This is a genomic window from Sphingobium sp. PNB, assembly GCF_019873065.1.
Lineage (GTDB): Bacteria > Pseudomonadota > Alphaproteobacteria > Sphingomonadales > Sphingomonadaceae > Sphingobium > Sphingobium fuliginis.
This window is the reverse complement of sequence record NZ_JAINEZ010000052.1, coordinates 21,369-38,208: the sequence shown is the minus strand read 5'-3', so window position 1 is coordinate 38,208 and position 16,840 is coordinate 21,369. Positions and strand designations below refer to the sequence as shown.

At 66.6% G+C, this 16,840-nt stretch carries 6 protein-coding genes; all 6 read left to right on the top strand.

Features of this window, described 5'->3' with window-relative positions:
• The first annotated feature begins 407 nt into the window (after positions 1 to 407).
• From K7W03_RS17005 to K7W03_RS16980, 6 genes are read left to right on the top strand one after another with little or no spacing between them, the layout of a single operon-like run.
• Complete coding sequence (locus K7W03_RS17005) at positions 408 to 10,169, top strand: Ig-like domain-containing protein (RefSeq protein WP_222886873.1); 9,762 nt, start codon at positions 408 to 410, stop codon at positions 10,167 to 10,169.
• 40 nt (positions 10,170 to 10,209) lie between these two features.
• Positions 10,210 to 10,917 carry an OmpA family protein gene (locus tag K7W03_RS17000; RefSeq protein ID WP_222886872.1) on the top strand — a complete coding sequence of 236 codons (708 nt, stop codon included), beginning with the start codon at positions 10,210 to 10,212 and terminating at the stop codon, positions 10,915 to 10,917.
• A 12-nt stretch (positions 10,918 to 10,929) separates the two neighbouring features.
• Entirely contained in the window at positions 10,930 to 12,324 is a 1,395-nt protein-coding gene (locus K7W03_RS16995) for a TolC family protein (RefSeq protein ID WP_222886871.1), read from the top strand.
• A gap of 53 nt (positions 12,325 to 12,377) precedes the next feature.
• Entirely contained in the window at positions 12,378 to 14,537 is a 2,160-nt protein-coding gene (locus tag K7W03_RS16990; RefSeq protein ID WP_222886870.1) for a type I secretion system permease/ATPase, read from the top strand.
• Entirely contained in the window at positions 14,534 to 15,541 is a 1,008-nt protein-coding gene (locus K7W03_RS16985) for a cell wall hydrolase (protein ID WP_226870239.1), read from the top strand. Before K7W03_RS16990 ends, K7W03_RS16985 begins: the two co-directional genes overlap by 4 nt.
• On the top strand, positions 15,538 to 16,812 hold the full coding sequence (locus K7W03_RS16980; RefSeq protein ID WP_222886869.1) for an HlyD family type I secretion periplasmic adaptor subunit: 1,275 nt from the start codon (positions 15,538 to 15,540) through the stop codon (positions 16,810 to 16,812). The genes K7W03_RS16985 and K7W03_RS16980 overlap by 4 nt, the downstream gene beginning before the upstream one ends.
• Positions 16,813 to 16,840: the final 28 nt, after the last annotated feature.

Here is a 16,840-nt window from a genome sequence, read left to right as displayed (position 1 = left end):
GACTACCGGGATAACCGCCGACACTCACGAAAAGGGGGTCAATGTTGGGCGCCGATAAGGGGTCAACTTTGCGCGCCGGTTGACACGTAATAGAGCATAAGTTATTTTTTCCGCCGTATCGCGTTTAAATGGTTAACAAAACTGGAATCTTCGTGACTCATTTTGCAGGCGGAGAATAAGATCGGCCATCGGGTCAGTAAAAATACAGATGCAGAAGGTTAATCCGGGGCGGCGGTCGACTTGGCAAAAGGGTCCTGCCGGCGGGAGAACGTTGACTAGGGGCAATAGCTGATCCGCTGATTGCCGCAATGTCGGGAAAAGATGTCAGCTCCGTATGCACTGTGCATTCTGGGCCAGGCCTCTTGCGCGCTCCTTCCATGCCCCCATGGCGACAGGTGGGATGGACAATGGATTTCGAGCGCGATTGGGATAGCAAAGACGCCGCTGACCATCAGCAGGCCCTTCATCCGGAAGCGGCTGCTCTGGCCGCAAGGGGCAAGGCGGTCCATCCCGGCAAGATGCATCGGGCGGAGGTTGTCCGCACGGTCGAACCCAATCCCGACGGCACCGTGGTCCTGCCAGCTGGCACCGACATCAATGGGATCGAGGTTTCCGGACGCAATCTGATCGTTCACCTGCCGGACGGCACCGATCTGGTGATCCTGGACGGCGCGGTGGTCATGCCGCGCCTGGTCGTGGGCGATGTCGAAATTCCCTCGGTCAACCTGGCGGCCTTGCTGATCGGGGAGGAGCCGCAGCCCGCAGCCGGTCCGCCGCGCAGCTCCGGCGGCAATTTCACCGGCCCCGACGGCGATGTGGGCGATCCGCATGGCCTGGGCGACCTGCTGCCGCCGACGGAATTGCTGTTTACCCAGCCCGAGGAGCGCGAGATACTGCCTATCGCGCCCAATGAGGAGCCGGAAGTCACCATCATCACCCCCGATCAACCCGCTGGCGCGACTGCCGCGACCGCGGGTGTGAGCGAGGCTGGGCTTCCCGCGCGCGGCAACGAGCCGGCCGGTTCGGCTGCGGCAGGGGATGGCGAGCGCACCACGGGCATCATCGCGATCACCGCCAGCGACGGCCTGGCGGGCGTCACCATCAACGGCGTCGCGATCACGGCGGTCGGGCAGACGGTCACGACTCCGCTCGGCGTGCTGACGATCACCTCCATCGCGGACGGTGCGATCGGCTACAGCTATGTGCTGGGCGACAATGTGGTCGGTACGCCGCCCGCCGAAGTCTTCACCGTAGTCGTAACCGACAGCGACGGCGACCAGGCGAGCGCCACGCTCACCATCTCGATCGCGGACGATGCGCCGACCGCCGTCAACGATGCCGACAGCGTGACCGAAGACGGCCCGCTGGTCGCGGACGGCAATGTCCTGACCGGCAGCGGCGGCAGCGACGCGAACGCCACCGATGGCGTTGCCGACATCCAGGGCGCGGATGGGGCGGTCGTGTCGACCACCGGCACCTTCCAGGGCACATATGGCACGCTGACGCTGAATGCGTCGGGCGCATACAGCTATGCGCTCGCCAACGGCAATGCGGCGGTGCAGTTCCTGGTCCCCGGCCAGACGCTGACCGACAGCTTCAGCTACACGATCACCGATGCCGATGGCGACACCTCCACGGCGACGCTGACCATCACCATCAACGGCGCGGACGACGGCATCACCATCACCGGCCTCAATGGCGCGCCGGGGATAGAGGGCGCCGAAGTCGTCCTGCTGGAAAACGACCTGGCGGACGGCAGCTCGCCCGACGCGGCGGGCCTCACCAAGACCGGCTCTTTCGGCGTCAGCGGCGCTGACGGCCTGTCGGGCGTCACGGTCGGCGGCGTGTCGGTGCTGGCCAATGGCGCCTTCGTCGCCGGGCAGGTGGTGACGACGCCGGTCGGCACGCTGACCATCACAGGCTTCACCGCGACCGCCACGCAGGGCGGCGTGCCGACGGCCGGAACCTTCACCTACAGCTTCGTATTGACCGACAACAGCCTGGGCCATGGCGCGGCGGGCGCGGACAGCATCCTGCAGAGCTTCGCCGTCGTCGCCACCGACCGCAACGGGTCGACCGCCAATGCGACGGTCGACGTGCAGATCGTCGACGACGTGCCGACCGCCAACAATGATGTCGATGGCGTCGCCGCCGGCACCTATGGCCCGGAAACCGGCAATGTCATCACCGGGGCGGGCACCGTCTCCGGCGCGGCGGGCGCGGACGTCAAGGGCGCGGACGGCGCCGTGGTGGCGACCACCGGCACGTTCGAGGGCACTTACGGCACGCTGACGCTGAACGCCGACGGCAGCTACAGCTATGTCCGCGCGGCAGGCACGCCGGGCGGGGTGAGCGACAGCTTCAGCTACACGCTGCGCGACGGCGATGGCGACACCTCCACCGCGACGCTGCGGATCGACATCGCCAACAGCGACGTCATGATCATCTCTATCCCCAAGGTGGGCGAGGGCACGATCGTCGACGAATCCGGCCTGACCGACCCGGCGGGCTCCAATGCGGGCAGCGGCGTCGACACCACGGACGGCACGATCACCTACACCGCGCCGGACGGTCCGGCGAGCGTCACCATCAACAATATCCCGATCACCGGCGTCGGGCAGGAAATCGTCACCGACAAGGGCATTTTGACGATCACCGGCCTTGGCGAAGGCAGCATCGACTATAGCTATACGCTGACCACCAACACGGCTGGCGACAATGTGACCGACAGCTTCGTCGTCACCGTCACCGATGTGGACGGCGACCAGGCGACCGACACGCTGACCATCACCATCATCGATGATGTGCCGACCGCCGTAAACGATGCGGACTCGGTGCGCGAGGATGGCCCGCTGGTGGCCGACGGCAACGTCATCGCCGGTTCGGGCGGCGCGGACGCGAACGCGACCGACGGCAATGCCGACGTGCAGGGCGCCGACGGCGCGCATGTCAGCGCCATCGTCTTTGGCGAGACCGCCGGAACCGTCGGCGCGCCGCTGGCCGGGCTGTACGGATCGCTCGTGATCCAGTCGGACGGCAGCTATGCCTATACGCTGAACAATGAAAATGGCGTGGTCCAGGGCCTGGACAAGAACCAGACCCTGACGGAGACCTTCACCTACACGCTGACCGACGGCGACGGCGATCACAGCAGCGCGACCATCACCATCACCATCCAGGGCAGCGACGATGGCGTGACCATCAGCGGCCTGGACGGCGAGGGCGCGGAAGAAACCGTCTTCGAAAACGACCTGCCGGGCGGCAGCTCGGAAGATGCGGCGGCGTTGACCCAGACGGGCAGCTTCACCCTGTCCGCGCTGGACGGCGAGGCGACCATCACCGTTGGCGGCCAGGCGATCTTCGGCGCGAACGGCTTCATCAGCGGCGTCACCCTGTCCAACGCCTATGGCACGCTCAGCATCACCGGCTTCACGCCGACCGTGGGCGCGGACGGCGACGTAATCGGCGGGACGGTCAGCTACAGCTATGTGCTGGGCGACAATACGCTGCTGCACACGGGCGCCAATGACGGCAGCCTGACGGACAGCTTCTCGGTTGTCGTCACCGACACCGACGGGTCGACCGACAGCGCCAGCCTGGACATCCGCGTGGTCGACGATGTGCCGACCGCGGTGGACGACGTTGCGGGCCAACTCACCGAAAATGCGGCGGTCACGATCGACGTCTTCGCCAATGACGTGGCGGGGGCCGACGGCGTCAACCTCGCCAGCGGCGTGGCGCTGGAGACCGGCGCGGCCAAGGGCACCGTCGTCTATCAGGGCAATGGCGTCTTCCTCTACACCCCCAATGCGGGCGCGGAGGGCAGCGACAGTTTCACCTACACCATCACCGACGGCGACGGCGACAAGTCGACCGCCACGGTGACGATCAATCTGCTCCAGGATTCGACGCCGACCGTCAGCGTGACCGACATGACCGTGTCCGAAGCCGGCCTGCCCGGCGGCACGCAGGCGGAGGGGAACAGCGAGACGGCGACCGGATCGATGACCATCGCGACCGGCGGCGACACGCTGACCAAGGTCGAGGTGCAGGACAAGAACGGCGCCTGGGTCGATGTGACCGCGGCGACGGCGGGAACGCCGGTGGTGGTCGCGGGCGCGGCGGGTGCGCTGACCGTGACCTCCGACGGGGCGGGGCATTATAGCTACAGCTACACGCTGGCGGTCAACGACCCGGCCCATCCGGATAATGTCACCAGCGACGGCGACGGCATCAGCGGCGTGGCCGACCCCAAGGCGGGCGACGCCTTCGCGGTGCGCGTGACCGACAGCGACGGCGACGTTTCGCCGGCCGATACGATCAACGTGACCGTGCTGGACGACGCGCCGGTCGCCACGGCCGACAGCGGTTCGGTGAGCGAGGGCGACTCGCTGATCGTCGCAACGGCCGACGGTGTGCTCCACAACGATCAGCCTGGGGCGGACGGCTATGCGCCGGGCGTGGTCGGCGTGGCGAAGGGCGGCGATGCATCCAGCCCCGTCAGCGGCCAGGTCGGCACGGCGGTCGCAGGCGATTACGGCACGCTGACGCTCTTTGCCGACGGCAGCTATCGCTATGATGCGACGCCCAACGTCATCTCCGCCGACAAGCAGGATGTGTTCGTCTACACCATCCGCGACGGGGACGGCGACCTCGCGACGACGACGCTGACCATCAACGTCGCCAATGTCGCGCTGGCGGCGGACAATCAGACGAAGACGGTCTTCGAGGCGGCGTTGGACACCAGCATCACCGGCGACGACATCGCGGCGGGCAGCGTCACCGGCAGCACGCCGGGCGAGCCCACCGAAACCGCGACCGGCCAGCTCAATGTCACGGGCGCGATCAGCTACACGCTGACCAGCTCCGCGACCGGCAGCCATGGCCAGATCCTGCTCAACAGCGACGGCAGCTACACCTACACGCTGACCTCGCCGGTCGACGGCCCGACCGCCAATGACGGCGCCCTGCCGCTGGCTGGGGTCGAGGTCTTCACCTATCAGGCGGTCGACGGCGCGGGCAATATCGCCAACGGCACCATCACCATCGACGTGGTGGACGATGTTCCGACGGCGGCGGACGACACTGCCCGCACCGTGGCGGAGGATGGCGCCGACATCAGCGGCAATGTCCTGACCAACGACACGCAGGGAGCGGACGGCGCCACCCTGACCTCGGTCACGATCGGCGGCGTCACCACGGCGGTCAACGCCGAGGGCACGACCAATGTGAACACGGCCTACGGCGCCTACACCTTCACGGCAGCGGGGGCGTGGACCTTCAACCCGTCGACCAACCTCAACAATGCGAACGGGGTCAGCGCGGGCTTCTCCTACGTCATCACCGATGGCGACGGGGACCAGTCGACCGCCGTGCAGCCGATCACCGTCACGGACGGCGCGGAACCCGGCGCAAGCGGCCCGATCACCCTGGCGCTGGACGACCAGAATCTGGCGGGCGGCACCAGCTCCGGCAATCCGGACTCGACCAGCGGCACCATCACCTTCACGCCCGGTTCGGACGCGATCACCTCGATCGTGTTCGGTGGCATTGGCGGCCTGACCGGCGACCTGACCTGGCTGCGGGTGTCCGACACCAAGATCACCGGTTCGGACGAGCGCGGCGTCGTCGTGACGCTGGACCTGTCGGTCACCGGCAATGTCGCGACCGTGACCGCCACGCTCAACGACAATTATGACACGCATCCGGGCGTCAATGTGGACGATCTGGTCGCGCTCGGCTCCGTGCAGGTGATCGCGCAGGATACCGATGGCGACACCGCCACCGGCACCGTCTCGGTCACCGTGTCCGACGACCTGCCGGTAGTCAGCGCCAATCCGGTCGTGCAACTGGATGACGACGCACTGGGCGGCAATCCGAACGGCACGGGCGACGATGCCAACAGCCTTAACGCCACCGGCACGCTGGGGCATGATTATCGCGCGGACGGCGCGGGCGGCATCACTCTGCTCGCCACCGGCGCGCCCGCCGGCTTCACCTATGAAAGCACCGGCAGCGTGCTGCTGGTGAAGCAGGGCGGCACGACCGTGTTGACCGTGACGCTGACCGATCCGGTCGCCGGCACCTATTCGGTGGCGCAGAATGCCGCGATCGTCCACCCGCTTGGCAGTGACGAGAACAATGTCAGCTTCGACATCGCCTATCGGGTCACGGACGCCGACAATGACACGGCCACCGGCACGCTGACCATCAATGTCGACGACGACACGCCGGTCGCGGCCAACGACACCGACATCGTCAAGGAAGACGTCACGCTGACCGCCAGCGGCAATGTGCTGACCGGCGCGGGCAGCGACGGCAATCCGGCGGGCGGGGACTCGCTGGGCGCGGGCAGCGACGGCAATCCGGCGGGCGGGGACTCGCTGGGCGCGGACGGTCCGGCGGCGGGCGGCGCGGTGACGGCGGTCACTGGCGGTACGGTCGGCGGCAACGCGACGGGCAACTATGGCACGCTCGTCCTCAACGCTTCGGGCGGCTATACCTATACGCTGAACAACGGTCTGGCGGCGGTCCAGCATCTGGACGACGGCCAGACGCTGACCGACAGCTTCACCTACACCATCACGGATGGCGACGGCGACAGCACCACCGCGACCCTGACCATCACCATCCTGGGCACCAATGACGCGCCGCAGGTCGGCAGCGGCATCGCGGTCGTTTCGGAAGAGGGGCTGACCGGCGCCAATGCCGACACCGCGCCCGGCCTGCCGAACGACACCACCAATGCGACGGTCGCCACCGGCACGATCACCGCGAGCGACGTGGACGGCGACAGCATCAGCATGACGCTGGGCAATCCGGGCGCGGTGCTGACCGCCGACGGCCTGCCCGTCACCTGGAGCGGCGTCGGCACGCAGACGCTGACCGGTTCGGTCGGCGCGGTGCCGGTGATCACGATCACCATCACCAACGGCGGCGCCTATACGGTGACGCTGCTGCAGTCGGTCGATCACAGCGGCATCAACGCCGAGGATGTGAAGAACTTCCTGGTCCCCGTGAACGTCAGCGACGGCACCGCCACGGTCGCCACCAGCATCGCCGTCACGATCGAGGATGACAGCCCGATCGCCGTCGACGACAATGTGACGACCATCGAAAAGGCGGCTGCCTCCACCGGCAATGTCCTCACCAACGACCATGTCGGCGCGGACACGCCCGGCGCCGTCGTATCGGTCGGCGGCAACGCCATCGCCCTGGGCGGCAGCCAGACGATCGTCGGCGCCTATGGCACGTTGCAGCTATTCTCCGACGGCAGCTATACCTACACGCCCAAGGCGTCGGTGCCTTCGGGATCGTTCGACAGCTTCACCTATGTGATGCGCGACGCCGACAATGACACGGCCAGCGCGACGCTGAAGTTCACCTTCCAGGGCGACGCGAACAAGCCGACGGCGGACAACACCGCCGCCAAGCTGGACGATGACGGCCTGACCGGCGGCAACGCGGCCAGCACGACCGGCGACGTCGACGCCAATGTGGGCGACACCGGCGCGGCTGGGCCCAGCGAGGCCAGCTTCAGCGGCACCTTGCCCTTCACCTTCGGCGCCGACGGCGGCGGCAGCGTGAGCTTCGCCAATCTGAACGGCACGACCGGCACGGTTGGTACGGACACCGTATCCTATAGCTGGAACGGCACGACCAACACGCTGACCGCGACCATCACGACGGTCGGCGGTCGCGGCACGCCGCTGTTCCAGGTCGTCGTCAATCCGACGACCGGCGCCTATACGGTGACGTTGCTCGACAATGTGCTGCACGCGGCCGGCGGGAATGAGAATGACGCCTCGGTCAGCCTCAATTTCCTCGTGACGGACAGCGACTATAACGCGACGACCAACCCGACATCCTCGGCCATCGGGCAGCTCAACATCTCGTTCAACGACGACATGCCCAGCGCCACCGCGCCGCTGTCGCTCAGCCTAACAAATCAGGCGGGCGCCACCAGCAGCGCGTTCCTCGACGCTGATCTCAATGCACACAATAATTATGGCGCGGATGGCGGCGCGCATATCTTCACCGCGGCCTCCATCGCGGCTCTGCAATCGCAGGCCCTGACATCGGGATTGCAGGCGCTCAGCTATCAGATTTCCGCCGACGGCCTGACGCTGACCGCGATCAAGCCCGATGCATCGGTGGTGTTCACGATCGATCTCCAGCCCGCTGGCTTCGCTGACAAATATGTCATGACCATGGCCCAGCCGCTCGACTCGACCACCAATATCGACTTCAACAATGGCGGCTATAATTTTGTCGGCGGCAACGGCGCCTGGGCCGGTTTCAATACGATGGCCAACGACAACAGCAAGGACCTGTTGCTGACGCCGATGACCAACGGCGCCGATGGCGGCACGATGAACACCAATGCCAATGAAGGCGGCGTCAGCGGCGGCAATAGCGTCGGCAGCGGTGAAGCGGTCCGGATCGACTTCGTCGTCGACCTCACCGGATCACCGGCCAGCGGGCAGGATTATGGCGTGCTTGCGAACCAGACCCACGCGTTCGAGGCGCATTATACCGCCAATGGCGCGTCGGCGCTGTTCACGTCGACCAGCAATTCGACCGTTCGCGTGGTGGCAAGGGACGATGTCGATAACGACAATGATGTCGGTGACGGCAATCAGGACAATATCAACGGCATCGCGATCAGCTATAATGGCGTGACGACCCAGATCACGGCGAATGGCACTTATTCGGTAGGCGGGCACAGCTTCACCGTGGCTTTCGCCAGCGGTCAAGCGACGGTGGGCGGTGTCGCGGAAGGGACGCGCATCGCCGCCTTCACGCCGACCGGCTATAATAGCCTCGAATTCCACTATGTCTCCGGCCAGACTTTCAAGATCGGTGATTTCGGTGCGGCCATTCAGTCGACCAATCCGGTCAACTTCACTGTCCCGGTCACGATCGTGGACGGTGACGGCGACACGGCTTCGGGCGGCACGCTGGCCATCTCCGCCACCGCGCCTGCGGCGCCACCGGTCGCCATCGACCTGGACGGCGACGGGCTGGAATTTGTCGGTCTGTCGGCGGGCGTCACCCACGACTATGGCCATGGCGCGGTTGCGACCGCCTGGGTTTCCTCCGACGATGGGCTGCTCGCCCATGCGACGGGCGGCGGTTACGACATCGTCTTTGCCGACGATGCGCCCGGCGCCGCGAGCGATCTGGAGGGCCTGCGCCTTGCCTATGACAGCAACGGCGACGGCGTATTCGATGCCAAGGACGCGGCCTTCGCTGATTTCGGCGTCTGGCAGGATGCGAACGGCAACGGCGTCGTCGACGCGGGCGAGTTCAAGTCGCTCACCGCTATGGGCATCGCCGCGATCAATCTGACCGCGGATGGCAAGAACTATACCGCCGCCAATGGCGACGTCACCGTGCTGGGCGAGGCGAGCTTCGTCCGCACCGACGGCACCAAGGGGACGGTCGGGGACGTCATGTTCGCGACCGGCGCCAAGGCAAGCGACACGAGCAAGACGGATAGCACGGCCAGCGGCTTCAACCAGGCGCTGGTAGCCGCCAGCCTGGTCGCGGCGGCAGGTGCGGCCGAGCATGTGACCGAGCAGCAGCCTGCACCCGCTCCGGCGGAAACCGCTCCGCCCGTTACGGAGACCGCACCGGCTGCCACGACCACGACCGAACCGGCGCCTTCGCAGGAGAGCCAGCCGACTTCGCTCGCCACGACGGACGATCAGGCGACGCATGAGCAGCCCACTACGTCCACCGGCCACGCCAGCGAGGAGGCTGCGCCGGAGCATGCCACCCTGTCCGGCGGCGGCGAAGCGCATGCGGCGGCAGCCGATACGGCCCAGGCTCCGCAGCCCGACCTCAGCGGTCATCAGGGCCTGTTGGCCCAGTCCATCGACCTGCCGCCTGCCTTCGACGGCAACGCGGCGGCGGTTCTGGCCGCGCAGCAGGCCGCTCCGGCGGCCAATGCGGCCGAAGTCGTGAAGGAAGCGCTGGGCGCCCATGACGCGCCGCAGATCGACGCGCTGCTGGCTGCCCTGCCGGGTGGCGAGCATCCGGTGGCGCCGGCCTTGCTGAGCCCGGCTGCCGTCGAAGTGGCGGACGCAGGGCACATGGCCGCGGCCACCGCCATCTTCGAAGCGGCGATAGCCGCGCATGAAGCGATGGCGGTCGCCCATGGCTGACAATTCGATTTTCTCGCGGGGAATTTTGGGGAGAGTGAATATGCGAAATGCAGTTGGAAGGGCGGCGGCTGTCGGGCTGGTAACCGCCATGCTGACGACGACTGCGGCCTGGGCGGCGTCTGCTTCGCCCTTGCTGCAACTGGGCAAGTCCAAACTGAGGGATGCGCTCACCAGCCGTTACGACACGGCGGTCAAGGCCGTGGGCGACGCCAGCGTGCGCGCGGCCCAGGACAGTCGCTGGACCTACGCGGTCGAGGCGAAGAACCAGTGCGGCATCGCCATCGGTTTCATTAAATCCGGCACGAAGGATGCGGAGAGCATCAACAAGTGCGACGACTTTGTGGCACGCCTCTCGGCGCCGCCACCGCCGCCGGTGTCGGCAGCTTCAGCCCCACCCGCGCTGGACTGTACGGCACCGGCGGTGTCCATCTTCTTCGACTGGAACATGGACACGCCGCTTCCCGAAGGCGTCAATACCATCAGCACGCTGACGCAGACGGCGGCGCAGTGCGGCTGGAAGCGCTTCGGCGTCACCGGCTACACCGACACGTCGGGCACGACCCGCTATAATGACGGCCTGTCGCTGCGCCGCGCGCAGAATGTCGCCAGCCTGCTGAGCCAGGGAGGCATCGCGACGGACGCCATGACCGTCAATGGCCTGGGCGAGACCCAGCTCAAGATCGAAACCGCCGATGGTGTGCGCGAACCGATGAACCGTCGGGTCGAAATCACCGCCAGCGCGAATTAAGGGGAGGAAGGCATGACTATCATGCGCAAGACATGCGGCAGCCTGATCGCCCTTTGTGCGGCGGCCATGGTTTCGACGGGCTGGGCCCAGACCACCGATCTCAAGAGCGCGATCGCCGCGGCGATCGACAGCCATCCGGAAATCAACCAGGCGATCCAGAACAAGGAAGCCATCGAATTCGAGCGCGAACAGGCGCAGGGGCTTTATCTGCCCCGCGTCAGCGTTGAGGGATCGGCGGGCGTCCGCCGTCTGGAAAACGCCACCCGGCGCGCCCTCAACCTCGATAACCAGACGCTCTGGCCGCTGGAAGCCAGCGTGCGGGCCGAGGAAACCGTCTGGGACTCCGGCTATCGCAGCGCGGAAAAGCGCCGGCAGGCCGCCCGCACCGACGGCGCGGCGCTGCGCGTTGGGGAGCGTTCGCAGTTCGTGGCGCTGAACGTCACCCGCCAATATCTCGACTATATGCTCCAGCAGCGGGTCGTGGCGGCGGCTGAGGACAATATCGCCTTCCACCGCAAGCTGCTGGGCGACCTGGGGGAAGGCGTGAGCAAGGGGTCGATCAGCATCGCCGATCAGCAGCAGGCGGAGGAAAGGCTGCAAGCCGCCCTCGTCCGCAAGAGCGAGGCGGAGCAGGACATGACCAATGCGGCTATCCAATTCCGCACGCTGACCGGCCTTTCCATCGATCAGGTCACCATGCCCGATCCGGTGACGAGCGCCGTGCCGCCGACGCTGGACGAAGCAATCGCCGCCGCGCGCACCCACAATCCGCTGGTCCGCGAGGCGGAAGCCGACATCCAGGCGGCGCATGCCGTGGTGGATGAGGCCAAGTCGGAACTGGGGCCGACGGTCTCCGTCGAAGGAACCGGCCGCGTCGGTCAGGATGTCGACGGCTTCAAGGGCAATACCAATGACATTCAGGGCCGCGTCGTCCTGCGCTGGCAGCTCTTCAATGGCGGCATCAACCGGGCCAAGGTCCAGGAGATGACCCGCCGGGCGAGCGAGGCGCGCTTCCGCCTCAGCCAGCGACAGCGCGAGGCGGAGGAGGATGTCCGCACCGCCTGGAACCGCTGGGATACGGAAAAGAAGCGCGTCACCGACCTGTCGCGGCAGGGCACGGTGTCCGATGGACTGCTCGTCTCCTATCGCGAGCAGTTCAATGTCGGCCGGCGTTCGCTGTTGGACGTTCTGGACAGCCAGAACACCCGCTTCAATACGCAGGTGCGGACGGAAACGGCCCGCTTCTCGGAGATTTTTGCGCAATATCAGATTCTGGCGGCCACCAACACGCTGCTGGATACGCTGGGCCTCGCCGCGCCTTCGGACGCCAAGGCCGATGCGCGGAAGACCTATAATGTCCCCGATCTGCCGCCCGCTGAGTTGCAGCGGCGGCGCTATCCGGGCTGAGTTTCATTATTGGGGGTCATCCCGGCGCGAGCCGGGATGGCGCGGGGTAAACAATGTTGGAACGAAGCACACTCAGTCTGGCCGAATGGCTGGACCATCAAGGCACGCCTAGCGACGAGCTGGTCGAGAGCATCGCCCATGCGGCGCGGCATTTCGACCGCTCGCCGGGGGTCGTCAGCCTCCGCGCGGGGCTAGCCGTCGATGAATCGGGGCGTCTGCCCTTTCATCAGGCGGAATCCGCGCTCGATCAGATCGGCCTGCTGAGCGATCATGTCCGGGGCCGGCTGGACAAATGGCGGCCGGGCAACCTGCCCGCCATTCTGCCGCTGCGTGGCGGGCGTTTCCTGCTGCTGCTGGACATCAAGGCCGGTGACGCGCTGGTCCAGCTTCCGCATGCGGACGAAGCCGTCTGGGCGCCGCTCAGCGATCTGGAAGGCTATTTCACCGGCGAGGCGCTGGTGGTCATGGCCGATCATGGCCGCGAACGCGCCGAGGAACGCCCCTGGGACGAACGCGCCCGCCAGCACTGGTTTTGGCGCGAAGTCTGGCGCGCCCGTAGCGGCTTCGGCTATGTGATGCTGGCCGCGGCGATCATCAACCTGCTCGCCTTCGCCCTGCCGCTATTCACGATGAACGTCTACGACCGGATCATCCCGAACAAGGCGGCTTCCAGCCTCTGGGTGCTGGGCGTCGGCGTGATGCTGGCCTTCAGCCTCGACTTCGCGCTGCGCATCGCCCGCGCCAGGCTGGTGGACGAAGCCGGCCGCGAAATCGACGAACGCCTTTCGCAACGCCTGTTCGAAAAGGTGCTGAACACGCCGCTGGCAAGCCGTTCGGGCAGCACCGGGGCGCTGGCGCGGCGCGTGTCCGAATTTGAATCCGTGCGCGAATTCTTCACCTCGACCACCGTGGTCCTGGTGGTGGACATCGCCTTCCTCTTCTTCTTCGTCGGCATCATCGCCCTTCTGGGGGGCTGGCTGGCCATCGTACCGGTCGTCATGATGGGGATCATGGCGAGCGCAGGCTGGGTCCTGCAACGGTCGATGGCCCGCCTGTCACGCGATGCCCAGGCGGACTCCAGCCTGCAAAGCGCGGCGCTGGTCGAAGCCATCGGCGGCATAGAGACGCTGAAGGCCTGCCGCGCCGAAGGACGGATGCTGGAGCGCTGGCGCCGCTACGCCCGGATGAGCGCGGCCACGCAGGAAAAGCTGCGGCGGCTTTCTTCGAAGAGCGTCACGCTGGCCGCCCTCTGCCAGCAGGTGACGAGCATCGCGCTGGTCATCGGCGGCTTCTACATGTTCGCGGCGGGCGACATTTCGATGGGCGCGATCATCGCCATCGTCATGCTGGCCGGGCGTTCGCTGGCCCCGGTGGGGCAGCTCGCCTTCGTCATCGTGCGCGGGCGGCAGGCGATGACGACGCTGGACAGCCTGCAAACGCTGATCGACCAGCCCGACGAACGGCTGGACGGCGCGCGCGGCATCATTCCGAAGATCCGCAAGGGCGCCATTGTCGCGCAAGGGCTGGAGTTCGGCTATCCCGGCGCCAGCCAGCCCAGCCTGCGAGGCATCGACCTGCGCATCGAACCGGGCGAGCGCATCGGCCTGATCGGTCGCGTGGCGTCGGGCAAGTCGACGCTGGGCCGGGTGATCTGCGGCCTTTATCCGCCCACCGGCGGCCTGCTGACCATCGATGAGGTGGACAGCCGCCAATATCATCCGCATGAGCTGCGCTCCGCCTTCCGCTATGTCGGGCAGGATGCCGAGCTGTTCAGCGGATCGGTGCGCGAGAATCTGCTGCTGGGCGCTCGCGAAGCCAACGACGAAAAGCTGCTGGAGGCGCTGGAACGTTCGGGCGCGGCGCGTTTCTTCGGACGCGATGCGGCTGGGTTCGACCTGCATATCGGGGAGCGTGGAAGCCGCCTTTCTGGCGGACAGCGCAGCTTTCTGGTCATGGCGCGCGCCTTGGTGGAACCGGCCAAGCTCCTTTTCCTCGACGAGCCGACCGGCGCAATGGACAACCAGACCGAGAATCTGTTCATCGACCATCTGGAAAGGGCGCTGGAGCCGGACCAGACGCTGATCGTGTCGACCCACCGCCATGCGCTGCTGCGGATCGTGGATCGGCTGATCGTCATCGATCAGGGCGTCGTGCTGGCGGACGGCCCGCGTGACGAGATCATCGGCCAGCTCCAGCGGGGGGCAGGGCAATGAGCGCGGTACGGCCTGCCTATTCAACGCGGAGCGCTTTTATCCTTGGTGCGGGACTTGCTACGACGGCAGCCTTCGCCGTGGCGGTGCTGTGGCACCACGACCAGCCCCAGCCCACGATGCAAGCCAAGATCGTGGAAGCCGCTCCCGCCATCCCCCGCCAATATCTGGCATTGGTTCAGATGACCGGGCAAACCGACCCGACTGCGGAAGGCGATAAGGCCCGCGAGGAAAACCAGCGCCTCGGCTTCTCCGGCACGATCAGCGCCGCCAAGCCCTTCCGCGCCCTCGCCACGGCGGGCGAGGACCATGACCGCGCCCTCCAATGCCTGACCCAGGCCGTCTATTATGAAGCCGCCCGGGAGCCCGAAAGCGGCCAGCGTGCGGTCGCGCAGGTGGTGCTGAACCGCGTCCGCCACCCCGCCTTCGCCAAGACGGTGTGCGGCGTCGTCTATCAGCGTTTCGACGCCTCGGTATGCCAGTTCAGCTTCGTCTGCGACGGTTCGCTGGCGCGCCGTCCGCTGCCTGACCTCTGGAACAGGGCCAGGCGGATCGCCGCCGACGCGCTGACCGGCCGGGTCGAGAAGGAGGTCGGCACCGCGACCCATTATCACGCCGATTATGTCTTCCCCCGCTGGGCGCCGCATCTGGCGAAGCTGGCGCAGATCGGCGCGCATATCTTCTACCGCTGGCCGGGCGGCTGGGGCCTGCCGGGGGCGTTCACCGGCCGTTATGCGGGCGGGGAGCATATTCCCGCCTTCGACCCGTCGCGCTTCGCCACAGCGGCCGAACCGGCCATCGATTATCCGCCCGTCGCGGCCCTGCCGGAACGGCGGGCGGTCAATGATGTCGGCGGCCGGATGGACCCTACCAAGGGCTGGAAACTCTCCATCCCCGATCCTTCGACAGGCGGCGGCGCGCTGAGCGAGATGCTCGCTCGTCAACAGAAAGCCGCGCCGGTCACTCTGGCGGCGGACGACCATCATATCCAAGGGGTGCAACCATGATTTCGCGCTGGATAGGCTGGCTGCGGGGGCAACCGGGCAATAAGCAGGTCATTCTCTACAGCGGCGGCGGCATGCTGGTCTTCCTGATGTGGGCCAGCCTGGCACCGGTGGATGAAGTGACGCACGGGCAGGGCAGGGTGATCCCGTCCAGCAAGGCGCAGGTCATCCAGTCCGCCGAACCGACCACCATAGAGGAAATACTGGTTCGCTCCGGTCAGAAGGTCAGCAAGGGCCAGCTTCTGGTGCGGCTGGACGATGCGATGCTGGCGTCCGAACTTGGGCAGTTGCAGGCGGAGACCCGCTCCTTGACCGCGCGCGCCGGGCGTCTGGAGCGGGAAGGGACGGGCGAAGGCGCGGCCTGCACGACCGGCGGGCCGGAATGCCAGCAGGAGCAGGCGCTCGCCGCCGTCCGCCAATCGGCGCTCCGCAGCAAGCAGGACGCGCTTGCGGCCCAGGTCGACCAGCGCCGCCGCGAACTGGGCGAGGCGCAGGCGACCATCGACAGCCTGGGCGGCAGCGTCCAGCTTGCGCGCCAGCGGGTGGCGATGCTGGAACCGCTCGCGGCGAAATCGATCATTCCCCAGACCGAATTGCTCGACGCCCGCCGCGAACTGGTGGACGCGCAGGGGCGGCTGAACGCCGCGCAGCAGCAGGCTTCGCGTGCGTCCGCCGCGATCCGCGAGGCGCAGGCGCAGCTTTCGGAAGCCAATTACCAGTTCCGTCAGGACGCGCTCAATGAGCGTAGCCAGTTGGAGGCGAAGATCGCCGTCAACAGCGAGTCCCTTCGGGGCGCAAAGGGACGGGCGCAGCGGGCGGAGATCCGCTCGCCCGTCGATGGCGTGGTCAATGACGTGCAGGTGACGACCATCGGCGGCTATGTCAGTCCCGGTCAGAAGATCATGCAGATCGTCCCGGTGGGCGAAAAGCTGCTGGTCGAGGCGCGGGTGAAGCCGAACGACATCGCCTTCATCAAGACCGGCGACCGGGCCGTGGTGAAGGTGACGGCTTATGACTTCTCGATCTATGGCGGGCTGACGGGCACGGTGCAGCAGGTCTCCGCCGACAGCGTCTATGACGAAGCGACCCGCGAAGCCTATTTCACCGTGGTCGTGGAGACGGACCGCGCCTGGCTCGGTTCAGGCGCACACAAGCTACCGATCACGCCGGGCATGGTTTGCGATGTGGAAATCCTGACCGGCCGCAAGTCGGTTCTGGCCTATCTGTTGAAGCCGATCATGAAGGCGCGGTCGGAAGCGCTGCGGGAGCGGTAAGCCTATCCTCAACAATGCGAAGGACGAT

Bases quoted from the DNA above. Each gene is read 5' to 3' on its own strand.
- K7W03_RS16990 (WP_222886870.1), top strand. From the start codon at position 12,378: ATGTTGGAACGAAGCACACTCAGTCTGGCCGAATGGCTGGACCATCAA.
- K7W03_RS16995 (WP_222886871.1), top strand. From the start codon at position 10,930: ATGACTATCATGCGCAAGACATGCGGCAGCCTGATCGCCCTTTGTGCG.
- K7W03_RS16985 (WP_226870239.1), top strand. From the start codon at position 14,534: ATGAGCGCGGTACGGCCTGCCTATTCAACGCGGAGCGCTTTTATCCTT.
- K7W03_RS17000 (WP_222886872.1), top strand. From the start codon at position 10,210: ATGCGAAATGCAGTTGGAAGGGCGGCGGCTGTCGGGCTGGTAACCGCC.
- K7W03_RS16980 (WP_222886869.1), top strand. From the start codon at position 15,538: ATGATTTCGCGCTGGATAGGCTGGCTGCGGGGGCAACCGGGCAATAAG.
- K7W03_RS17005 (WP_222886873.1), top strand. From the start codon at position 408: ATGGATTTCGAGCGCGATTGGGATAGCAAAGACGCCGCTGACCATCAG.